21 protein-coding genes are annotated in these 22,501 nt (G+C 64.0%); 7 read left to right on the plus strand and 14 right to left on the minus strand.

What is annotated here, in order from left to right; genetic code table 11:
• Nucleotides 1-179: 179 nt before the first annotated feature.
• From aroC to BM348_RS21845, 6 genes are all read right to left on the minus strand, one after another.
• Entirely contained in the window at nt 180-1,331 is a 1,152-nt protein-coding gene (gene aroC / locus BM348_RS12575) for a chorismate synthase (protein WP_092905144.1), read from the minus strand.
• An 85-nt stretch (nt 1,332-1,416) separates the two neighbouring features.
• Nucleotides 1,417-3,048, minus strand: a complete 1,632-nt coding sequence (locus BM348_RS12580; protein WP_092905145.1) for a hypothetical protein — start codon at nt 3,046-3,048, stop codon at nt 1,417-1,419.
• Nucleotides 3,049-3,164: 116 nt separating this feature from the next.
• Nucleotides 3,165-3,917, minus strand: a complete 753-nt coding sequence (locus tag BM348_RS12585) for an ABC transporter ATP-binding protein (RefSeq protein WP_092905146.1) — start codon at nt 3,915-3,917, stop codon at nt 3,165-3,167.
• Between the two features lie 249 nt (nt 3,918-4,166).
• The gene (gene aroA / locus BM348_RS12590) at nt 4,167-5,459 is read right to left on the minus strand and encodes a 3-phosphoshikimate 1-carboxyvinyltransferase (RefSeq protein WP_092905147.1); all 1,293 of its coding nucleotides are present in this window, start codon (nt 5,457-5,459) and stop codon (nt 4,167-4,169) included.
• 99 nt (nt 5,460-5,558) lie between these two features.
• On the minus strand, nt 5,559-6,032 hold the full coding sequence (locus BM348_RS21840; RefSeq protein WP_245779442.1) for a hypothetical protein: 474 nt from the start codon (nt 6,030-6,032) through the stop codon (nt 5,559-5,561).
• 118 nt (nt 6,033-6,150) lie between these two features.
• Nucleotides 6,151-6,711: a LolA family protein gene (locus BM348_RS21845; protein ID WP_245779443.1), complete on the minus strand. Its 561-nt coding sequence runs from the start codon at nt 6,709-6,711 to the stop codon at nt 6,151-6,153.
• 138 nt (nt 6,712-6,849) lie between these two features.
• On the opposite strand from BM348_RS21845, the gene BM348_RS12600 reads away from it, so the two are divergent.
• A complete protein-coding gene (locus tag BM348_RS12600; protein WP_092905148.1) occupies nt 6,850-8,130 on the plus strand; it encodes a M24 family metallopeptidase in 1,281 nt (426 codons plus the stop codon).
• 45 nt (nt 8,131-8,175) lie between these two features.
• On the opposite strand, the gene BM348_RS12605 is transcribed toward BM348_RS12600, so the two are convergent.
• Nucleotides 8,176-8,730: a GMP synthase subunit A gene (locus BM348_RS12605; RefSeq protein WP_092905580.1), complete on the minus strand. Its 555-nt coding sequence runs from the start codon at nt 8,728-8,730 to the stop codon at nt 8,176-8,178.
• A 226-nt stretch (nt 8,731-8,956) separates the two neighbouring features.
• Between BM348_RS12605 and BM348_RS21375 the strand changes: the two genes are divergently transcribed.
• Complete coding sequence (locus BM348_RS21375) at nt 8,957-9,094, plus strand: hypothetical protein (RefSeq protein ID WP_175507176.1); 138 nt, start codon at nt 8,957-8,959, stop codon at nt 9,092-9,094.
• 452 nt (nt 9,095-9,546) lie between these two features.
• On the opposite strand, the gene pan1 is transcribed toward BM348_RS21375, so the two are convergent.
• Complete coding sequence (pan1, locus tag BM348_RS12610) at nt 9,547-10,764, minus strand: proteasome-activating nucleotidase Pan1 (RefSeq protein ID WP_092905149.1); 1,218 nt, start codon at nt 10,762-10,764, stop codon at nt 9,547-9,549.
• Between the two features lie 123 nt (nt 10,765-10,887).
• Between pan1 and BM348_RS12615 the strand changes: the two genes are divergently transcribed.
• The 3 genes from BM348_RS12615 to BM348_RS12625 all read left to right on the plus strand — a co-directional run bounded on the left by BM348_RS12615 (nt 10,888) and on the right by BM348_RS12625 (nt 15,541).
• Complete coding sequence (locus BM348_RS12615) at nt 10,888-11,157, plus strand: MarR family transcriptional regulator (protein WP_092905150.1); 270 nt, start codon at nt 10,888-10,890, stop codon at nt 11,155-11,157.
• Between the two features lie 98 nt (nt 11,158-11,255).
• Nucleotides 11,256-12,758 carry a DNA double-strand break repair protein Mre11 gene (gene mre11, locus BM348_RS12620; RefSeq protein ID WP_092905151.1) on the plus strand — a complete coding sequence of 501 codons (1,503 nt, stop codon included), beginning with the start codon at nt 11,256-11,258 and terminating at the stop codon, nt 12,756-12,758.
• Nucleotides 12,755-15,541: a DNA double-strand break repair ATPase Rad50 gene (locus BM348_RS12625; protein WP_092905152.1), complete on the plus strand. Its 2,787-nt coding sequence runs from the start codon at nt 12,755-12,757 to the stop codon at nt 15,539-15,541. Before mre11 ends, BM348_RS12625 begins: the two co-directional genes overlap by 4 nt.
• 67 nt (nt 15,542-15,608) lie before the next feature.
• On the opposite strand, the gene BM348_RS12630 is transcribed toward BM348_RS12625, so the two are convergent.
• The 5 genes from BM348_RS12630 to BM348_RS12650 all read right to left on the minus strand — a co-directional run bounded on the left by BM348_RS12630 (nt 15,609) and on the right by BM348_RS12650 (nt 19,992).
• Nucleotides 15,609-16,760 carry an acyl-CoA dehydrogenase family protein gene (locus BM348_RS12630; protein WP_092905153.1) on the minus strand — a complete coding sequence of 384 codons (1,152 nt, stop codon included), beginning with the start codon at nt 16,758-16,760 and terminating at the stop codon, nt 15,609-15,611.
• Nucleotides 16,761-16,862: 102 nt separating this feature from the next.
• Entirely contained in the window at nt 16,863-17,240 is a 378-nt protein-coding gene (locus BM348_RS12635) for a cupin domain-containing protein (RefSeq protein ID WP_092905154.1), read from the minus strand.
• A 173-nt stretch (nt 17,241-17,413) separates the two neighbouring features.
• On the minus strand, nt 17,414-17,842 hold the full coding sequence (locus BM348_RS12640) for a CopG family ribbon-helix-helix protein (RefSeq protein WP_092905155.1): 429 nt from the start codon (nt 17,840-17,842) through the stop codon (nt 17,414-17,416).
• 120 nt (nt 17,843-17,962) lie between these two features.
• Nucleotides 17,963-19,477, minus strand: coding sequence for a PH domain-containing protein (locus BM348_RS12645; RefSeq protein ID WP_175507177.1), 1,515 nt, complete (start codon nt 19,475-19,477; stop codon nt 17,963-17,965).
• A 26-nt stretch (nt 19,478-19,503) separates the two neighbouring features.
• Nucleotides 19,504-19,992, minus strand: a complete 489-nt coding sequence (locus BM348_RS12650; protein ID WP_092905156.1) for a PH domain-containing protein — start codon at nt 19,990-19,992, stop codon at nt 19,504-19,506.
• A gap of 213 nt (nt 19,993-20,205) precedes the next feature.
• Between BM348_RS12650 and BM348_RS12655 the strand changes: the two genes are divergently transcribed.
• Together BM348_RS12655 and BM348_RS12660 are read left to right on the plus strand one after the other, a co-directional pair.
• Nucleotides 20,206-21,003 (plus strand): creatininase family protein, encoded by a 798-nt coding sequence (locus BM348_RS12655; RefSeq protein WP_092905157.1) that lies wholly within the window; start codon nt 20,206-20,208, stop codon nt 21,001-21,003.
• Nucleotides 21,004-21,239: 236 nt separating this feature from the next.
• Complete coding sequence (locus tag BM348_RS12660; protein WP_245779444.1) at nt 21,240-21,686, plus strand: hypothetical protein; 447 nt, start codon at nt 21,240-21,242, stop codon at nt 21,684-21,686.
• Here BM348_RS12660 and BM348_RS12665 read toward each other — a convergent pair.
• Complete coding sequence (locus BM348_RS12665) at nt 21,671-22,381, minus strand: O-methyltransferase (protein WP_092905159.1); 711 nt, start codon at nt 22,379-22,381, stop codon at nt 21,671-21,673. The two genes, BM348_RS12660 and BM348_RS12665, sit on opposite strands and share 16 nt — an antisense overlap.
• Between the last annotated feature and the right edge of the window lie 120 nt (nt 22,382-22,501).

Below are 22,501 nucleotides of genomic sequence, written 5' to 3' on the forward strand. Positions count from 1 at the left end.
CCGTTCGAAAACCAAATTCGCGTAATCTATTAGTAGAGTGGACGTTCGGTCACCAAACCCAAAAAGAGCTGCCCAGTCTGCCACTCGTAGCGAATAGCGCCGAAACGACAGTGAAAACGTACTGGAACGATAATATGTTTGGCCTGATTCGGCTATCTGCGTCGAACTCGAGAGTCCGGTTACTCGTTCTGTGGATTACTCGGATGGTAGTCGGTGTCGTACTCTCCGGGCTGATCGTCGAGCCGATCCGGATTAATGCGTCCCGACAGTAGCATGAAGTCGACGAGGGTGAGCGCGAGCATCGCTTCGACGACCGGAACGCCCCGCGGCGGAAGGACCGGATCGTGGCGGCCAATGACCTTCTCTTCTTTCAGCTCTCCCGTCTCCCAGTCGGCGGTCTGCTGGCTCTTCGGGATCGAGGTCGGCGCGTGTAGCGTTACCTCGCCGTAGATCGGTTCGCCCGAACTGATTCCGCCCTGAATGCCGCCGTGGTCGTTCTCGACCGGCGTCGGGTTCCCGTCCGCGTCGAACTCCCAGTCGTCGTTTCGGTCCTTGCCGGTCCACTCGCGCGCCTCGCGGCCGAGACCGAACTCGAAGGCCGTCGTCGCGGGCACGGCCATCATCGCCTGCCCGAGCCGCGCCGAGAGCGAATCGAATCGCGGCGCGCCCAGCCCGGTCGGCACTCCCTGGGCTTCGAAGTAGATCGAACCGCCGATAGAGTCGCCTTCCTCCTGATAGTCCTCGATGAGTTCTTGCATCTCCGCTGCGGTCTCGGGATGAGCACAGCGAACGTCGTTCTCCTCGCTGTGTTCTATGATCTCCTCGAAACTCACCTCCGGTGCCTCGACCGATCCGATCTGGTTGACGTGCGCTTTGAGCTCGATCCCCTGGGTCGCGAGGATCTTCTTCGCGATCGCGCCGGCGGCGACCCAGTTGACCGTTTCGCGCGCGGACGAACGACCGCCTCCGCCCCAGTTTCGCGTCCCGAACTTCGCCGAGTAGGTAAAATCGCCGTGGGACGGCCGCGGCGCGGTGATAAACGGCTCGTACTTGCCGGACCGGGCGTCCTTGTTCTGGATGACCATCCCGATCGGCGTCCCGGTCGTGTACCCGTCCTGGACGCCCGATTTGATCGAGACGGCGTCGGCTTCGCCGCGACTGGTCGTGATCATCGACTGGCCCGGTTTGCGCCGATCGAGGTCCCCCTGGATGTCCGATTCGGACAGCTCGAGGCCGGCCGGACAGCCCGAGACCGTACAGCCCATCGCCTCGCCGTGACTCTCGCCGAACGTGGTCACCTGAAAGAGGCGACCGAACGTATTGCCGTTCATTACCACCACATCAGAGACGCGGACACTTAGCGATGCAGGGATCGAGCCAAGGACTCGAGCGGCCCGATCGACGCGGCGGAATTCGTCAGTCGAAGTGGAACCGTTCGATCGCTCGAGACGAGCGGAACACCGACAGCGCGCCGAGACAGCCCGCCATCGCTGCGCTCAGTGCGGCCCCAAGAACGCCGATAACGACGGGGTGGACGCCGAGCGAGTCGGCGAGGGCGTCGTTGATGAGGCCCGTGTGTGCGAACATCGTCGGCGCCGCGACCAGAAAGAGCGCGATCGAGTAGACGGCGAACGCGATCGTACTCGGGATGATCGCTTCCTGACTCCGGGAGACGCTCACCTCCTCGTACCGCGGAAAGAGCGTCCCGATTCCCGACGCGAGCGGGCCGGCACACAGCCCCAGGACGAGCGCCGAGAGCGTGTACGTGCCGACCAGCGGGAGCACCATCGGACTCACGATGCCCAGTGCGGCGGTCGCAATGACCGTCACCGGGACGCCGACGAGGACGCCGGCGACCACGTGCCCGGCGACCAGGGTTTTACCGGAGGACACTCCGAGCGCAGTTACCGGCAGCGACGCGCCTTCGTTCCCGAGCACGTTCAACGTGAACAGCGACCCGGTGATCCAGGCCCCAGAGAGGCCGACGAGAAGCGGGAGGATACCACCGACGCTGCCGGTCCGGACGGTCGACGTGATCGGCATCACGAGTAACATCAGCGGGTAGAGTACGAACGAGAGCGTGATCGGGTTTCGTCTGGCGCGGATCCAGTCGACTCGAGCGACGCCGTAAATCGGCCTCGAGACGACGGACGCGAGCCTCGAGGAGCCCGATTCGGTCGGTTCTGTCTTCGTTTCGTAGTGATCGACCCGAACCGGGTCGGCGTACCAGAGCCACTCCGCGAGGCGGCCGAGGACGGCGGGGGCGATCGCCACGCCGACGGCGACCAACCCGACCGCACCGAACGCGCGGAGTACGGACGCGTCGGTACTGAGCGCGAGTAGCGCCAGATCACCGAACCACGCCAGTGGAGTTCGGACCACGATCGAAACCACCGGATCGAGCACGGATCCGACCGAGTTGGTGATGAAGACGCCCATATAAACCACTCCGAGGATTGCGAGAAATACCGTCCGAAGACGGGCCAGAAGCTTCGACCTCGCCCCGGAGTTCTTGACCGCGAGGGCGAGTACGAACCCGGAGAGAATGCCGAGCGTGACGATCGAACAGAAGGTAACGAGCAGGAGCGGCGCGGTGGCGACCGACCCGGCGCCGGCCGCGAACACGAGCGCGCCGATTCCGCCGAGGACGAACGCAGGGACGCCCCAGAGAAGTAGCTTACCGACGACCAACCCGCCGATCAACTCGCGGTGAGAAATCGTCGTCAACAGGCCGTCGGATCGATCCGGGTCCAATCCGGTCGCGTACGTCTGGTAGCCGCTCAACCCCGTGATGAAGATCCAGACGTAGACGACACCCATCCGCGCGACCTCGAGCGGTTCCTCGAACTCCCCGGACGCGACGCCCGATCCGAACGCGTACAACAGACCGATTCCCACCATAGCGAACAGTCCCATAAATCCGATCGCGATCACGATGGCCAGCAATTGCATCGGATTGTCGCGCAGTTTGCGCCACTGACGGCGGATCTCCGTTCGGCCGACGGTCCAGACGTGGCTCATCGCCTGCGAGCGATTCGCGCCGATCATAGTCTCCCCTCCATCCGTCGTACCCGCGGCTGCACCGACCGCTCGAGTCGTCTTCGCCACGGTGGTGCGAGATCGACCCTTTCGTGACTGTGCCGGAAGAGTGCTCCGTACATCCGTTACTCACCGACGACTGGGGCACTGTGGTCGGTCGTTACCGAGAGGAAGACGTCCTCGAGAGTGGAGTCTTCCGCGGCCTCGAGCGTTCCGGTCAACTCCGCCGGATCGCCCTCTTCGACGATGCGGCCCTGATAGAGCACGCCGACGAGGTCCGCCAGTTCCTCGACGACCGAGAGGATGTGCGTCGAGAGGAAGACGGTGTGGCCCTCGTCGGCGACCTGGTCGAGGACGTCGAGAACGGTCCGCGCCGCGCGCGGGTCGAGTCCGGACGTCGGCTCGTCGAGGAAGACGACATCGGGTTCGTGTAGCAAGGCCTGGATGAGTCCGATCTTCTGGCGCATCCCTTTCGAGTACGCCTCGATCCGCTTTGTGGCATCTGCCCGGAGATCGAACCGATCCAGCCAGCCGTCGATGCGTTTGTTCGCGGTCTCCTCTGGAATGTCCCTGAGGCGCGCGTAGTACTCGAGTTGTTCCCTGCCCGTGAGTTCGTCGAACACCGGCGGGTCCTCGGGGAGGTAGCCGATCGACGATCGGACGGCGTCGCGGTCGGTGACCGGTTCGCCCATGATCGTCGCGCTCCCGGAAGTCGGCCGCGTCAACGTCGTCAGCATTCGCATCGTCGTCGTCTTCCCGGCACCGTTCGGTCCGAGAAAGCCGTACACGGTGCCGCTGGGAACGACGAGATCGAGATTATCGACGACGACTGTTCCGTCGAATCGCTTCGTGAGATCGGTTGCTGTGATAGCGTTCATGTCTATAAAATTTCTCTTGTGAGTACACTCACTAAGTGTATGCCAATTAAAAGAACCCACCGCTAGTGTCGCGGTTCCAATCGAAAATGCGTCCCCCGAACGAACGCGAGGCGCGTCGAGTGCTCCCCCTGAGCCGAACTCGCGTCAGCGGCCAATTCATGGGCATCCGTTCGTTTCCCTCGAACCCATAAAACACGATCTACCGTTTTCCGGGTCAGAAAAATCGAGGGGTGAGACGCTGGAGCCGCCTTAGTTCTCGGTCTCGAGCGTCGCACCGAGACTCGAAAGGGTGTCGAAAAACCCGGGGAAGGAAACGTCGACGTGTTCGCCGCCCCGGATCGTCGTTTCGCCGTCGGCGACGAGTCCCGCGAGCGCCAGCGACATGACGATGCGGTGGTCGCCGCGTCCGTCGACGATCGCTCCCCGAACCGTCGACTCGTCGCCGTGAACGGTCAATGAATCCCGGGTTTCGGTCGTTTCGACGCCCATCTTCTCGAGTTCCTCCGCCATTGCGCTCACGCGATCGGTCTCCTTGTATCGGACGTGTTCAGCGTCGGTGATCCGCGTCTCGCCGTCGGCGACCGCGCCGAGGGTCGCGATCGTCGGGAGGAGATCAGGCGTGTCTTCGACCGAAACGTCGATTCCCTCGAGCGCACCCGTCGAGACGTCGATCGTCCCGTCGTCGCGGTTCCATTCGACGTTCGCGCCCATCCGATCGACCACATCGACGATCGCGGTGTCACCCTGCGCGCTCGGATGTGCCCCCTCGATTCGAACGCCACCCTCGCTCGCGATCGCGCCCGCCGCGAGCGGATACGAGATCGACGAGAAGTCGCCGGGGACGGCGTACTCGCCGCCTTCGGGCGCGTAGGACTGCCCACCCGGGACCGCGAAGCCGTCATCGGTCGATTCGGCGTCGACGCCGAAGTCAGCCAACACTTCGATCGTCACGTCGACGTACGGCGCGGACTTGAGTTCCGTCTCGAGGTCGATCTCGAGACCCTCTGCCGTCACCGCGCCGGCCATCAACAGGGCGGTGATGTACTGCGAGGACACGTCGCCCGGAATCGACACGCGGTCGCCCGACAGCGGACCGGTGACGACCAGTGGTGCCTGTCCATTTTGTCGCGTGCTCGCCGCGTCGGCTCCCAGATCCGAGAGCGCCTCGAGCAGCGGCCCCTGTGGACGCGACCGGAGCGACCCGTCGCCGGTGAGCACGCTCGTGCCGTCGGCCAGCGCCGCCGCCGCGGTGACGAGACGCATCGTCGTGCCGCTGTTGTCGCAGTCGATCACGTCCGCCGGCACCTCGGGAGTCCCGTCGAAGCCCTCGATCTCGAGGGTCCCGTCGTCCGATCGGGTGACGCTGCCCCCGAACAGGGTCACCGCACGCGCGGTCGCTCGCGTATCCGCACTCCAGAGCGCGTCGCGGACCGTCGCGCTATCGGCGTACCCCGACGCCAGAATCGCACGATGCGTGTAACTCTTCGATGGCGGTGCCGTCGCCGTTCCCTCGAGCTCCGACGGAGCGAGCGTGACGTTCATGCTCGGTCTGTGGAGTGGATGCCCTATACCGATACCGGTACGGTTGGCCAGAACGATCGGACCGCTCTCTCGGCCGCCAGATTCTGCAGGAGGATTCGATCACTCGGGACAGCCGATCGACGCCACGATTTCCTCGAGCGGTTCGCCCGGATGCGGGCTCGAAACCTCGTAGCTCACGCCTTCGCACTCCCAGAAGATGCTCTCGAGGCCACCGGCGCGACGATACGCCTCGTGACCGGCGATATCGATCGGTGTGAGCACGTCCGGATGGAATCGGGGTTGCTCCCTGACGGCGACGAACAGTTCGCGTTCGGGCGTGGTCGGCTCGACGTACCAGCTCGTCGCCGTCGTGCCGAAACCCCTGTTCAGGACGGTGATTCGGTCGAGTTCGAAGCCGTCCGGTATCGCGGGGTTCGGGAGGTCGAACGAAAGTTCCGCCTCCGCGGCCGCCGGCGTGTCGAAGACTCCGATGGGTTCGGCGCCGATCGACTTGACCTCGGCGTTCGGCGGCGGATCGTAGGTAAACGTCTCGTCGTCTATCCCCTCGTTGATCTCGAGCTCGTCGTAGGTCACCGTGAGGCTGTGGAGGGTACGGTCGTCGGTTTCGACGACCGTCCGCTCTTTGATCGGGTATCGACTCTCGCGATCGACCCAGATCGACCGGACCGTCTCCGCCTCCTCGACCTCAGCCTCATCGACCCCCCCCCCCGAGCGGAATCGTGTATATCGTTTCCCCGACCAGCAACTCGATCGATCGGCCGACTTCCTCGTCCGATTTCGGGGTCGCATCGACGACGTACGCGTCCCTGTCGTCGACCGTGTCAGTTCCGTCGAGGGCCAGATCGTACTCCTCGAGGAGCGATTGCAGGATCAGACGGGTTCGGTCCTCGACGAACCGGTTCGGGTGGTGGCGTTCGAGAACTTTTCCCGTGGTCGGATAGTACCCCCACGTCACCGCCTGCGTTCGGACCGACACTGTCCCCTCGGGCGCCCGCGAGTCGGACGACTCGAGGACCTCCCGTCGCTGGGCGTCCGGCGGTCGCTGAAAGAGTCGTTCCCGGCGTTCGATGGTCTCTTCCGGCGTTTCGGCCGTCATCGTCCGGACGGCGGCGAGGTTGTTGACGGCCTCTCGAGCGTCGATGGCCGCTCGAACGAGGTCGTCGCCGGAAGGGTCGTCCGCCGAACTCGTTTTCTCGAGACACCCGGCGAGGGCACCGGTGACACCTGCTGCGATGAGACGGCGGCGGCGCATACGTCATCGTTGTAAGGTTTATTGAAAAACGTGGGGATTTGTTTCGAACTTACGGCGACGCCGGACGAAGGGAAGATCCCGTTCCGCGCCGGTGCCGGGACCCTCGTAATTATGTGCTCGCCTGCCACAGTTCCGGCCATGGATATCGACCTCGAACCGCTTCGGTCCGCGCTCGCGGCCGAGGGTATCGACGGCTACCTCATCGACGCCGACGGATCGGACTCCGACCAGCGGTACGTCTCCGATTTCACTGCCCCGGACCCCTACCAGACGCTGGTTACGACCGCGCCGACCGGCCAGTCGAGCGGATCGGCCGGTCCGTCCGAGCCGACTGGTTCGTCCGAATCAGCAGAGTCGCCCGGATCGGACGAGTTCGGCGGGCGTCGCGGCGTCCATCTCCTAGTCTCCGGCCTCGAGTACGGGCGAGCGCGCACGGACGCGACCGTCGACTCGATCGCTCGACGCGCCGACTTCGACTATCGCGACCGCGTCGCGGAATACGGCCCCCAGGAGGGAACCGTCCGGACGATCGCGGCGTTTCTCGAGTCACACGACGTCGAGTCGGTGGCCGTTCCCCCGAGCTTCCCGACGGGGACCGCGGACGGACTTCGGGAACGGGGGATTTCGGTGACGGTCGAATCCCAGAGGATCGTCGAAACGGAGATCCGAGCGCGCAAATCCGGGTGGGAGGTCGAACAGATTCAGTCGACCCAGCGTGCGAACGAGCGGGCGATGGCCGTCGCCGAGGAGTTGATCGCGACCGCGGACGTCGAGGACGGCGTTCTCGTGTACGACGGCGACCCGCTGACGAGCGAGCGCGTCACGACTGAGATCGAAATCGAACTGCTTCGCAACGGCTGTGCGCTCGACGAGACGATCGTCGCCTGCGGGGCCGACGGCGCGGACCCCCACGACCGCGGCAGCGGCCCACTCGAGGCGGACGAACTGATCGTGATCGACATCTTCCCGCGGGACAAGGAGACTGGCTACTTCGGCGATATGACCCGCACGTTCCTGCGCGGCGTCCCGAGCGAGGAACAACGCCGGCGATACGACGTGACCCAGCGCGCTTACGAGGCGGCCCTCGAGGCCGTCGAGGCGGGCGTAACGGGAGCGGCGGTCCACGACGTGGCCTGCGACGTGATCGAAGACGCCGGCTACGAAACCCTGCGGAGCGATCCGACGACGGAAACGGGCTACATTCACAACACGGGCCACGGCGTCGGCCTCGACATCCACGAACAGCCCACGGTGTCGCCGTCCGGCGGGGAACTCGAGCCCGGCCACGTCATCAGCATCGAGCCCGGCATCTACGATCCGGCCGTCGGCGGCGTCCGAATCGAGGATCTGGTCGTCGTCACCGAGGACGGACACAGGAATTTCAACGAGTACGGCGTTCGCCTCGAGCCGAGGGCGTAGCCGGCACCGAGACGAATCGGTCTCGAACGAGACAGAGTGGGAGATTCAGTTACCCGCACAGATCTCGAGGAAGTTCTCGAAGATCTCGTCGCCTTCCTCGGTGTGAGCGACCTCCGGGTGCCACTGGACGCCGTAGAGATCCCGGTCGGTGTCGCTCATCGCCTCGACACCGCAGACGTCGCTCGAGGCGGTCCGTTCGAATCCATCGGGAACTTCTTTGACCTCGTCGGCATGACTCGCCCAGACGCGGGTTTCGGGATACAGCGAACCCGTGAGCGGGTCGTCCTCCGAGTGCAGGTCGACGGTGACGTCGGCGTAGCCGCCGTACTCGCCGCCGCCGACGCGACCGCCGAGTTCCTCGGCGATCAACTGCATGCCAAGACAGATTCCCAGCACCGGCATGTCCGACTCGAGGTACGCCGCCGATTCTCCAGTGCGATCCATGTCCGGCCCGCCCGAGAGCACGACGCCGTCGGCGTCGACGTCTTCAGGTGGCGTGTCGTTGTCGATCAGTTCCGAGTCGACGCCGAGGTCCCGAAGCGCTCGATCCTCCAGGTGCGTAAACTGTCCGTGGTTGTCCACCACGACGATCTTCGTCATTGGCGGGGGATAGCGAGCGAGTCGGTAAAAGCAGTCCGGAAGCGAACCCGATCGCTGCCGTCGGCCCTGACTCGTCGGCCCCGTCGGCTCTGATTCGTCGGTGTCACCGGCCTGACTCACCGGTATCGTCGGTCTGATTCATCGGTACCGTCGATTCTGACTCGTCCGTCTGCTACCGGTGCGCGCAGTCGGTACGTTTATGCGCATTTCCGACGATGATCCGCGCATGGCTATCGATCTCAGCGAGTTCGACCATCCGGCGTGGCTCACCGCAGCGGGAACGGGCGTGGGATACCTGTTGATCCTCGTTTTGCTGACTATCCTGCTCTTTCTCGTTCCGTGGGGCATCTTCGAACTGTTGTAAGTCGCTCCCTCGGTCGCTTATCCCTACGCCGAAAGCGACTTGCTCGTATCTTAGGTGGTTTCTAGAGATTGGTATTGGCCGTCAGTGTTCTCGCATTACAGGTTCATGGTTTATTGAATTTCATATTAATGGGACAGAAGTAATTTAAATTTAGCTTCCATGTTCGAACCATGACATCCAGGCAGTTTAAGACAATTATCGGGATAGCAATGGTTGGAATCGGACTTGTACAGGTGTCTCTCTATGCCGTACAAAGCGAGTTGATTCCCACCGGTTTGGGAGCCTTTTACTCGCTACTCGGAATCGTTTACCTCTGGGCTGAAGTATACGCTGCTGAGTAGTACTGTTTCCGGGATCATCGCGTCGAAGCACGCGTTTGAACGACCTGCGTAGAATAGCAGCAGCGTCGCGCTCGAGAATCGTCCTCCTACAAACCGGCTCGAGAAGCCGCTTCAGGCGAACGTCTTCGAGACGTCCTCGGTCTCGTCGGAACTGGCCTGAACCTTCTCCCAGGCGTTCTGGAAGTCCTCCATCCGGATCTCGGTTCGGTCGTCGCGGATGGCGAACATCCCGGCCTCGGTACAGATCGCCTTGACGTCGGCACCGGAGGCCTCGTCGGCCTCGGCGGCGAGGGACTCGAACTCGACGTCGTCGGCGACGTTCATGCCTCGAGTGTGGATCTGGAAGATCAGTTCTCGGCCCTCCTGATCGGGTTTGGGAACTTCGATGAGTCGGTCGAAGCGGCCGGGGCGGAGGATGGCGCGATCGAGCATGTCGAAGCGGTTGGTGGCGGCGATGATGCGGATCTCGCCGCGCTCTTCGAAGCCGTCCATCTCCGAGAGCAGTTGCATCATCGTCCGCTGGACTTCGGCGTCGCCGGAGGTCTTGGACTCGGTTCGCTTGGCGGCGATGGCGTCGATCTCGTCGATGAAGATGACCGCGGGTTCGTGCTCGCGTGCGACCTCGAAGAGGTCTCGAACGAGTTTCGCACCTTCACCGATGAACTTGTGGACCAGCTCCGAGCCGGCCATCTTGATGAACGTCGCGTCGGTCTGGTTTGCGACCGCTTTCGCGAGCATCGTCTTACCGGTTCCCGGCGGTCCGTGAAGGAGGACGCCGCTCGGCGGTTCGATACCGACGTCGTCGAACATGCCGGGTTTCTTCATCGGCATCTCGACGGTTTCGCGAACCTCCTGTAGCTGGTCCTCGAGCCCGCCGATGTCCTCGTACTCGACTTCGGGGCTCTGGGTGACTTCCATCACGCGAGCCCGGACGTCGGTCTCTCCGGAGAGGGTCTTGACGATCGAGAGGGAGTTGTTGACGGCGACCCGGGAATCGGGCTCGAGGTCCTCGCGCATCTCCTCGGTGACCTCGGTCAGGGCCTCCTGATTGTTTCCGTGCTGTTTGATGATGACGCCTTCGTCGGTCAGTTCCTGAACCGTCGCGACGAAAAGCGGCGACTGCTTTAGCTTCTTGTTTTCGTGGGTGAGTCGCTCGAGTTTCTGCTGGTACTTGTTGTTCTCGGCGTTCGCATCGAGGAGTTTGTCGCGCATCTCCTCGTTTTGCGACTCGAGGATCTCCAGGCGGTCCTCGAGCGACTGTATTTTCTCCTGTTGGGACGCCTCGTCCTCGTCGTATGGGAGGTCGACGTCGTCCACAGTGTCGCTCATTAACCCACCTTTGGGTGTTGGTTCATAAGAGGCTTCGGGTCGATACATCGGATATATTTTATTACCGCTGAGCATTTATCGAAACAGAAAATATTATCACCCTGTATCCGAAACGGGTATTCGATGAGCGCTTCAGAGCCGTTTCGACAGGAGTCGACCCCCCGGGGGAGCTGGGAGGACGTCCGGGATCTGCCGCCGAGTGCGAAACTCGTCGCGAAGGTCCTCGAGTACAACGACACGATGACCCAACAGCAGATTGCAGACGAGACCCTGCTTCCGGCGCGAACCGTCCGTTACGCGCTCAACCGCCTCGACGACCAAAACGTCATCGACTCTCGCTTTTCGTTCTCGGACGCCCGAAAACGGCTTTACAGCCTCGACATCGAATCCTGAACTCGCTTTCGCGCTTCTGACCGCCCTCGATCGATCCAGTCATACTTTCAGTCCGGTCACGGAACCCATTTAGGGGAGCCAGAACAAGAACGGCGTAGATGACGCGGGTGATACACACGGGCGATACCCACATCGGGTACCAGCAGTACAACACACCCGAGCGACGACGCGACTTTCTCGAGGCGTTCCGCGAAGTCGTCGACGACGCGGTCGAGGACGACGTCGACGCGGTGGTCCACGCGGGCGACCTGTTTCACGACCGACGACCGGGACTGGTGGATCTGCAGGGCACGGTCGAAATTCTGCGCACGCTCGAGGACGCCGACATTCCGTTTCTCGCCGTCGTCGGCAACCACGAGTCCAAACGCGACGGCCAGTGGCTCGACCTGTTTGCCGACCTCGGCCTCGCGACTCGACTCGGCGCCGAACCCCACGTTCTCGACGACGTCGCGCTCTACGGCCTCGATTTCGTCCCCCGATCGCGTCGGGATGCCCTCGAGTACGATTTCGACCCGCTCCCGGACGCCGCAGACCATGCGGCGCTCGTGACCCACGGCCTGTTCGAGCCGTTCGCTCACGCCGACTGGGACACCGAACGCCTGCTCGAGGAATCGACCGTCGACTTCGACGCCGTCCTCCTCGGCGACAACCACAAACCCGACACCGCGGAGGTGCTCGAGACGTGGGTCACCTACTGCGGATCGACCGAGCGCGCGAGCGCCAGCGAGCGCGAGGACCGCGGGTACAACATCGTCACCTTCGACTCCGCAACCGAGTCACAATCCGACGAGACGGACGAGGTGACGATCCGCCGACGCGGGCTCGCCGACACGCGCTCGTTCGTCTTCGTCGACGTCGAACTCGGCGAGGGAGAGGGCCTCGAGCGCGTACAGGAACGGGTTCGGGAGTACGACCTCGAGGACGCCGTCGTGATCGTCACCGTCGAAGGGGACGGTCGGCCGATCACGCCCGCGACCGTCGAGGAGTTCGCGACCGACCGCGGCGCGCTCGTCTCGCGAGTCAACGACCGCCGAGAGCTTCCCGAACAGGACGAGGAGGTCTCGGTCAGCTTCGCCGATCCCGACGACGCCGTCCGAGAACGGGTCCGCGAACTGGGACTCAGCGACGCCGCGTTGAACATAGACCGGACAGTTCGACGCGCGGATCTCGCGGACTCGAACGTTCGAGAAACCGCAGAGCGGCTAGTTCGAGAGCTCCTCGAGGAGGATCGTTCGGCGTTCGAACCCGCGCCGGATCGCGATCCCGAAGATGTCACGACGCTCGCCGATGCAATCGCTGATGGAGACGGCGAGGCGGTCGACGGAGACAGCGAGACGGCCGGTAAAGGTGTCGAGCCAGCCGACGAAGCTGTCGAGGCGGCAGATAAAGACGGCGAGTTGGCTGACACAGACACTGACACGACAGACGAACTACCGTCCGACTCGAGCGAGGAGACTACCGGCTCTCCCTCGGAAGAGGGGGGACCCCAATCAGAAAGGACAACGGAGGACGCGACGGCGACAGCCCCCTCTCAGTCCGACGACCGATCCGACGATCCCGAGACCGATTCGGAGACGACCTCGCTGGGTGATTTCGCGTGAAAGTCGAACGCATCCGGCTTCGGAACTTCAAGTGCTACGGCGAGGCCGACCTCGGCCTCGAGCGCGGTGTGACCATCGTCCACGGCGTCAACGGCAGCGGCAAGTCGACGCTGCTCGAGGGCGTCTTCTTCGCGCTCTACGGCTCGAAAGCGCTGGACGATCGCACGCTCGACGACGTGATCACGACCGGCGAGGAGGAAGCCGAAATCGAACTGGCGTTCCGACACGACGACGTCGACTACCGGGTCGAACGCCACCTCAAACTCCGCGGCGATCGGGCAACGACGACCAAGTGCGTCCTCGAGACGCCCGAGGGAACGGTCGAGGGCGCGACCGACGTTCGCGAGCGAGTGACGACCCTCCTGCGGATGGACGCCGAGGCGTTCGTCAACTGCGCGTACGTCCGTCAGGGCGAGGTGAACAAGCTCATCCACGCCTCGCCAAGCGACCGCCAGGACATGATCGACGACCTCCTGCAACTGGGCGCGCTCGAGGAGTACCGCGAGCGCGCGAGCGACGCGCGGCTGGGCGTGAAGACGGTCCTTGACGGCCAGCAGGACGTCCTCGAGGACGTTCGAAGTCAGGTCGAACGAAAGGAGGACAAGGACCTCCACGAACGCCTGAACGAACTCGAGGAAAGGCGGGCCGACCTCGCGGCGGACATCGAGAACTACGAGTCCCAGCGCGAGAACGCGAGCGACACCCTCGAGGCCTCGACGGAGATCCTCGAGCGCCACGAGGAGACCCGCGAGGAGATCGAAACGCTCGAAGATGAAATAGAGACGATTCGATCCAAGATCGCCGAGACCGAGCGAAAACGCGAGGGCGCGGGAGAGACGATCGACGATCGAAAGACGCGGCGGGACGAACTCGCAGACGAGCGCGAGAGGGTTCTCGCGGCTATCGACCACGTGAGCGAATCCAGCGTCGAGAACTCCGCCGACACCGTCGACGAGACCGATACTGATGGTACTTCGGGCGCTGACGGCGATGCTTTCGGGCTATCCGATCCACCCGAATCGCTCGAGTCGACCGCGGCCGTCGAGGACCGGATCGACGCGCTTGAGCGAGCGGACGAACGACTTCGCGACGACCTCGAAACGCTTCGCGTCGAGATCAGCGAGGGCTCGAACGAGAAAGAGCGACTCGAGAGCCAGGCGGACGACTGTGAGTCGGAAGCGACGGAAAAGCGCGAGCGGGCGGCCGAACTCGAGTCGAAGATAGCCGACGACGAGGACGCGATCGAAGATCGAGCGGAAAAGCTCTCGACGCTCGAAGAGCGGATCGAGACCGCCCGCGAGCGGTTCGACGACGCGCCGGTCGGCTTCGGCGAAGCGGCCGACCACCGTGAGACCCTCGCCGAAGAGCGGGAAGCGATCGTCTCTGAACTGGGCGACGTGACCGCGGAGATCAAAGCCGTTGAGGGCTCGATCGAGGAGGGCGAAGCGTTGCTCGAGGAGGGCAAGTGTCCCGAGTGCGGCCAGCCCGTCGAGGACTCGCCCCACGTCGACGCGCTCGCGGAAAAGCGGGAGCGACTCGCCGAACTCGAGGCCGAACGCGACGCGCTCGAGGACGAACGAGACGAGATCGACGAGCGACTGGAACGCGCCGAGGAGCTGCGGGAGGCCGAGCGCGAGGTCGACCGGCTCGCGGACAACCGCGACAACGTCGCCCAGTTGCTCGCGGAGAAACGCGAGACGCTCGCGGATCGACGCGAGCGGTGCGAACAGCTCCGCGAGGACGCGGACGAACTCCAGGCCAACGCCGAACAGCACCGAGACGCCGCGAGCGACCTCGAGGGCCAGATCGACGACGCCCGGGGCGATCTGGGCGAGATCAACGCCACGCGAGGCGATATCAGGAGCGAACTGGAGGAGCTGCGCCGACTCGTCGAGATCGACGACGAACGCGAGGAGCTCGAGCGCGAGATCGAGACCGCCCGCGAGCGCCGGGAAGACTGGCGGACGATGAACGACGAGCGCCGAGAGCAGCTCTCTGCAAAGCGGGAGCGAAAGCGAGACCTCGAGGACGAGTTCGACGACCAGCGGATCGAGCGGGCACGCGAACAGAAACACAATGCCGAGGACTACCTCGAGAAGGTCGACGAGAAGCTCTCGACCCTGCGGGAGAACCGAACCGAGATCCAGAACGCGATCGGCGGCGTCGAAAACGAACTCGAGGAACTCGAGCGCCTGCGCGAGCGCCTCGAGACCATCGAAGCCCGGTGTGCGGACCTCGAGTCGCTGTACGACGAGGCCGAGACCCTGCAGGCGACCTACGGCGACCTCCGAACCGAGCTTCGCCAGCGAAACGTCGAGACGCTCGAGCGGCTGCTCAACGAGACGTTCGAGCTTGTCTACCAGAACGATTCATACGCGTCGATCGACCTGGACGGCGAGTATCGGCTCACCGTCTACCAGAAGGACGGCGAGCCCCTTGAGCCCGAACAGCTCTCGGGCGGCGAACGGGCGCTTTTCAACCTCAGCCTCCGGTGTGCGATCTACCGGCTGCTGGCCGAGGGCGTCGAGGGAACCGCGCCGATGCCGCCGCTGATCCTCGACGAGCCGACGGTGTTTCTCGACTCGGGACACGTCACGCAGCTCGTCTCGCTGGTCGAATCGATGCGGGATCTGGGCGTCGAACAGATCGTCGTCGTCAGCCACGACGAGGAACTCGTCGGTGCCGCCGACGAACTGGTCCGCGTCGAAAAGGACGCCACGTCGAACCGCTCGCAACTCGAGCGCGGCGAGCCGCCCGAGATCGAACTACTCGGCGCCGACTGAACGGAATCGAAACGGATCGACTGGCGAGCTCGGTCGGGCCGGTTTGCCCGCTAGCTGTTTTCAATCCTCAGGGTGCCTGTCGGTAAATCAGGTTCCGTTGGACCTCGTTCGCGCCTTCGTAGATGACCGGGACGCGAACGTCGCGATAGACCCGCGCGATCCGGCGTTCGTCAAGAATCGACCGGCCGCCGTGAAACTGCATCCCCTGTTCGGCGACGTCCACCGCCGTCTCCGTCGCTTTCGTCTTCGCCATCGCAGCCCAGTAGCCCGCGCTGTCGTCGTTCGCGACCTTTTCGCACGCTCGCCAGACGAGCGCTCGAGCGCTCTCGAACTCGACTAACATGTCCGCGAGCCCGTGCTGGACGGCCTGGAACTCGTTTATCGTTCGGCCGAACTCCTCGCGGTCGTGGGTGAACTCCCAGGCTTCCTCGATGGCCGCGGCCGCCAGGCCGAGGCCGTGCCCGGCGACGACGACTCGCCCGTGGTTGAAGAAATCAGCGAGCATCATGAAGCCGGCTCCCTCGTGGCCGATCCGGTTTTCCGCGGGGATCCGACAGTCCTCGAACGTGATGTGTGCCTGCTTCGAGGCGGGCATCGCCATCTTCTCCGGAACGTGTTCGGCCTCGTAGCCGTCGGCGTCGGTAGGGACGATGAACATCGAGTGATTGCCGTAACGGTTGTCCTCGTCGTCGCCGGTCCGAGCGTAGACGGTGAGCCAGTCGGCTTCCACGCCGTTGCCGATCCAGTACTTCTCGCCGTTCAGGACGTACTCCTCGCCGTCCCGTTCCGCGGTGGTTTGCATCCCAGCGAGGTCGCTTCCGGTCTCCGGTTCCGAGACGGCGAGTCCGGATATCTGCTCGCCTTCGGCGACGGGTCTGACGTACTCCTCGCACTGTTCGTCGGTCCCGTACTCGTAGGTTATCTCGCAACCGAAACTGGCGAGCTGGATCGTCAGGGCGATGCCGGCGTCGGCCCGGTAGAACTCCTCCGTGAGCGCGAGCAGTTGCGCGAGATCGAGCCCCCGACCGCCCAACGATTCTGGGATGTCCTGTCCGGCGAGGCCCGCATCCTGAGCGGCCTCGAGGATCTCCCAGGGATACTCGCCCGACTGGTAGTACTCGGCGGCGGCGGGTTCGATGTGCTCTCGAGCGAACTCTCTGGCTTCCGCTTTGACATCGCGCGCGCGGTCGGGAACGATGGTCTCCTCGAGCGGGTTCATAGGCCATTCATCGGCCCCGAGCGGGATATATTCGAGGGCAACGCGAGTCCGGATCACCGTCTCGAGTGAGACAGATCGGTCGCTGGATCGGCAAAAAGAGGATTATCCGGCAAAGCCACTCAGGAGCCACTCGCCGTCGGTATCGTCGTCGTCGGCGATCGAGGGCGCGCTCACGAGCACGAACGCGCTTTCGGTCTCGCCGTTGCGGATCTGTCTGGTCGACTCCGGCGGGATCCACAGTGCGTCGCCCGTCGTCATCTCGACTGGTTCGTCGTCGACGACGACCTCCGCTTCGCCTTCGATGAGGACGTAGACTTCCTCGTGGTCGTTGGCGCTGTGGTCGTGGGGTTGGCTCTTCCAGTGTGGATCACACCGGGCGACCGTCACGCCGACCTGCTCGGTCTCGAGCGGATCGCTCAGAAAGTGCATCGCGCTCGAGACCTGGTCGACCTCCTCGTAGTTGACCTTCGTGTATGTCATCTCGAGTCAGTCTACGAGCGGGAAATAGTAAAAGTACGCCCTCGGTCTCGCACGCTTGGGGCCGCGATCGTCGGGCGATATCCGAAAACCGTTACGACGGTGAGCACGCGAATGGATTCCACCGAGCTCGGTCGCTGTTCGAACGGGGATTCGGCCGCCCACCGGCCCTTCGATCAGCGCTCCTGGCTGAGCGGGTCGAAGCTGTCGACGGGGGTCACCGAATAGTCGACGGTGAGCGCGTCCTGTGTCGCGCGGATCTTCCCGACGAACGTCGAGATGTCCTCGAGTGCGCCCTCAAGGACGAACAGTTCCATACAGTGGTGGTCGCCGACGTGGCTGTGGAAGTTCGAGGCGACGAGCGATTCGTGTTCGTGTCGCAGGTGCATCATCCGCTCTTCGACGCTCGTCGTCTCGTAGTCGAAAAGCACCGTGACGATGCCCATGAGTTCTCTGTCCTCGAGTCGCGTGTCCTCGAACTCGCCGAGGAGGTCGCGCGAGGCCTCGCGGACGACTTCGCTTCGCCCGGTGTAGCCATGATCCTCGGCGAACTGATCGAGTCGGTCCAGTAGTTCGTCCGGCATGGAGACGCTTACGACTGCCATATAATAACCTACGCAGGAGTATTTATTAATCTTTATCAGCGGTTCTGGGGCCAGCTCTCCTTCCCCGACGACGCGATGGTTCCTCGATCGACTCCTGAGCTTCGTTTCGAGCCAGCCCTATCATCGGGCTGGTTCGCCCGTCGTCTCGATGGTGTCTTCCTCGGCGTCGTCCTCGAGCAGTCGGTGCTGGAGGCGACCGCCGACCGACTCGTCGACGTCGGGCAGCGGAACTCCCGGCAAGAACGGCATCGAAGCGACGTCGAGGCGGACCGTCACGAGACCGATTCGTCGCTGAAACGGGCTCTGGGAAACGGTGAGGTTCTGGATCGTGTCGGTCGGGACGACGTAGGTCCGACGCGTCCAGAAGCCGCGCCGAGCCACGACGTGGTCGTCGAGCAAGGCGTAGCCGCGATGGGTCCACGTCACGTGGGCCGCGAGCGGCGAAAGGACGAGGAGCGGAACGAAAAGCGGGAGCGGAATCGCCCGAGTCGCCGGAACGACCTGCTGGACGAGCGCCGTCCCGGCGGCCAGTACGACGACGCCGAGCGCGTACCTGACGGCGTACCGCCGGCGCGCACGGGTCGGTAGCCGCTGTAACTCGACCGCCGATCGATCGACGCCGACCGCTCGTTCGAGCAGCTCCCACGCGACGTCTCGCCGCGCCAGCGGCGCGAGCGGCCACTGCAGGCCGAACGGGCTCGGCTCCGAAATTCCGGCGGTGCCGACGTCCGCCTGGGCCAGCCCCAGCAACCGATGGAGCGGGTTCGATCGAACGCGAGCGAGCTGGATTCGGTCGCTCGAGACGTCCGCGTCGGTCGTCCGGACGAAGCCGTGGCGTCGCCGGAACGAGCCCTCGCCCGCGGAGAGGCGAAAGTTCCCCATCCGTTCGATCGCGAGGCCGACGCCGAGGAGCCAGCCAGCGAGGACGACGAGCACCAGCATCACTGCCGGCGAGAGCGGTAGCAAATTCTCGAGAGCGGTGATGACGATCGTTTGCAGGTCGGTTATCGCGTCCGGTTCGAAATAGTTAGCTCCGACCCACGCCAGCACCGCCAGAAGTATCGTCTTGGGGTGGGTTCGAGCCACGCCGTACAGGGCGAGTTCCCGAGGTCGAAGCGTGAAGACGCGATGGCGGGCCGGTGGTTCAGACGAGGTCGTATCGACCTCGGTTACCGATCCGATCCGTCTCTGGAGGTCGTCGGCGTCGGCCCGCTCGAGGTATCGCACGGAGAGATCCGGTTCGTCGGGATTGCCGGCGGTCTCACACTCGAGGGCGGCAAGCCCGAACAGGCGACTCACCGTCGTCGTCGAGACTGTCGACTGCTGGATCCGAGAGACGGGAATCGTCCGTCGTTTCGGGCGGAGGATTCCCGAACGGACGACGAGCGACTCCTCCTCGAGGGTAAGTTCGTAGTGCCACCACCGGACTGCTTCGATGGCGAGTTGAAAAAGCCCGAAGGCGATGGCGATCAACACAAGCCGGAGTACTACCGAGACGATCGCATCGATCCCGAACGCTAGGCCGCCGTCGAGTAGCGTCAACACTACGGCGAGCGTCGCAAACATCCCTAGATCGAAGTTCTCGAACGCTCTTGCCGGGACGGAACGGAGACTCGGTTTCAGACTCGTGCTCATACTCGAATTCATACTCGTATTCGCACTCATACGCCGGAATCACCCCTCGCGAGCCGGTCGAGTCGATCCGCGAGTTCGGTCGCCGTCTCCCTGTCGAGTCCGGGGAGCGCGACCCGCCCGCCGAACGTTCCCGCGGTGTAGATTCGGACGGCAACGAGCCCGAACGGCCTCGAGAGCAGCGGCTCGTCCACGTCGACCTGCTGAATGCTCTCGGGCGGGACGACGGTCTCGTTGACGGTGAGCAGTCCGCGGCGCACGTAGACGCCCTCGTCGGTGACCGCGTACCGAAAGCGCCGGTAGCGAAGGAACGCCAGCGAGATTCCGACGGCGGGGCTCGCGGCGGCGACGGCGAGGAGGAGCATCTCGAGATCCGACCTCGAGGACAGTACGACAATTCCGACGGCAGCCACAGCGATGCCGATGCACACCCACTTGATCGCCCAGACGATCCGCATGCGAGAATGGACCCGGTTCGTCACCGAGTCGGCGGGGGATCGACTCGAGAGTTCGTCCATTTTGTCGGCAATCCGTTCGTCATATAGTTATATCTACGTGTTTCGATGTAATCGGCGACCGGGCTCGAATACGGCGTATCTCCCGACGCAGGGTCGATCGACTTCCACCTTCGCGGTCAGACGGGTTTTCATATCGCTGCATCTGATTTATCGCGGTCTTCGATACCTGATTTCGCCACCCACCGTTTTGCGACTCGAGACCGATGTGAGCCTATGTACCTGCCACATCGGACCTGGCCGGACCTCGGCGAGTACGTCGAAGACGAGTCGCTCGCCGTCGTTCCGCTCGGGTCGACGGAACAGCACGGCCCGCACCTCCCCGAGGGCACCGACCACCTCATCGCCGACGCGCTCGCTCGAGCGGCCACCGATCGGACGGGACACCTCTGTACGCCGGTGATCCCGATCGGCGTCAGTCCGCACCACCGGCAGTTCCACGGGACGATGTGGGTCGACGCGCCGGTCTTTCGCGATTACGTCGAGAACCTCTCGAGAAACCTTACCTATCACGGAATCGATCGCATCGTCTTCGTCAACGCCCACGGCGGGAACGTCGCGCACCTGCGCGAGGTCGGCCGTCGGCTGCGCGACGACGGGACCGCCTACGCCCTCGAATGGATGTGGGACGAGTCGATCCCCGATCTGATCGAGGAGTCCTTCGAGACGCCCGGTCCCCACGGCGGACCGAAAGAGACCGCGATGATCATGCACATCGCCGAAGAACTGGTTCGCGAGGATCGACTCGAGGACGCCCGAGACGGTGGTATGATGGCGTTCGACCCCGCGGCCATGGCCGTCACCGGCGCTCGGGTCACCTACGATTCGATCGAGATCTCCGACAACGGCGTCTTCGGCGACCAGACCGACGCGACGCCGGCGATCGGTTCGGACCTCTTCGAGGCGGCGAACGACCAACTGTGTGCGCTCCTCGAGTGGCTCGACGACCAGCCGTTCGCCGACCTCCTCCCCGACGAACACGTCGCTCCCCGACCGAAACGCACCGGCGAGTGAGACGGCCTCCCGGATCGCCGGACCGGTGGCCTGGCCTCCTGGCCGGTGGCCTCGAACGAGCGGGTTCACGTTGCCGTCGACTCGAGTGAGCACATTCGCGACGCCGGTCGACTCGAGCGGGTCGGCTCTCGATCTCGTTAGGGAGGCCCTCGACCCTGTCACTGTGTGCCGCATACGCGAGCAGCCAATAACTATATAGCCGACCGCATGTTGGTGCCACCAACGCAGTGTCAGCCGTGATCCAGATACCCGCCCACTCGGACCGATCGCTTCTGGCCGTATCGCTCGCGCTGTTCGCAGCCGCCGGCGGTATTGCGACGCCGACCGATTCGGTGGTCCCGACCGCCGCCGGCACGGCAGTTGCGATCGGTGGCGTGTACGCAGTCTCGCGATTCGCTGCGGCCGTGAGTCGCAAGCGCCTCGCGGTGGCGTCGCTTTCACTCTGGTGTGGCTTTCTCGCGGTCGCGGGGGTTCACGCCCTCGAGACCAGCGCGTTCGCGGCTGTATCGTCCGCCTCGAGTCCCGTTTTCGCTATCGCCCTCGGAGCGCTCACGTGGGCGACGCTGCTTTCGGCCTGTTCGTCGACCGTCTTCCTCGCCTTTCGCGAGTACGGCGTGACGCCCGACGCGGACGCCGCCGAAGACGCGGTCGTCGAGAACGACTCCGATTACTCCGTCCGGTAGCTCACCGCGATTCCCTCGCCGATCGGGAGGACGATCGTTTCGAACGCCGGATCGTCTCGAACCGTCGCGAGATACGTCGCGATCCCTCGAGTGGCGTCGGTCGCATCGTTCGGGACGTCCGCGGTTAGATCGGCGTCTCGACGGTCGGGGTCCCTGTCGCTCGTTTCGAGGATCTCGAGCACCGTCTCGAACTGAATGCTACCGGCAGTCATCGCGTTGTCCGCGACGATCGCGCCGCCGACCGGCACCTTCGATCGAACTGCATCGAAGGCTTCCGGATAGCGGCGTTTCTGATGGTCGAGCAGGACGAGATCGAACGGCCCGTCGTACCGGTCGACGATCTCGAGCGCGTCGCCCAGTTCGTACTCCGCGAGCTCCTCGAAGCCGCCCGTTCGCATGTACTCGCGAGCCATCTCGAGTTCGTCCTCGTCGATCTCAGTGAGGACGATCCGCCCGTCGTCGGGAAGCGCTCGCGAAAACCAGTACGCGGAGTAGCCGTATCCCGAGCCGAACTCGAAGACGATGCGTGCGCCAGTCATCCGCGCGAGCAGAGTCAGCGTGCCACCGACCTCGGGGCCAACGTGGGGGAAGCCGGCTTCCGCGGCGTACTCGTCCATCTCTCGGAGCGTGTCGTCGGGGGCCGGTCCTGCGGCGCGAACGAAGCGAGCGACCTCGTCGGACAGTACGTCGGTCATAGGCATAGATTCGCGCGCGCTCACATCAAGGTCCGGGGCCGGAGAATTCCGTCGGCGCCGTCGAAAGCGGGTGGGATCTCGTTTCGTGCGTCCGTTTTTTGAGGGTGCAGACCGTCAGTC

This window comes from Halostagnicola kamekurae, from assembly GCF_900116205.1.
GTDB classification, from domain to species: Archaea; Halobacteriota; Halobacteria; order Halobacteriales; family Natrialbaceae; genus Halostagnicola; species Halostagnicola kamekurae.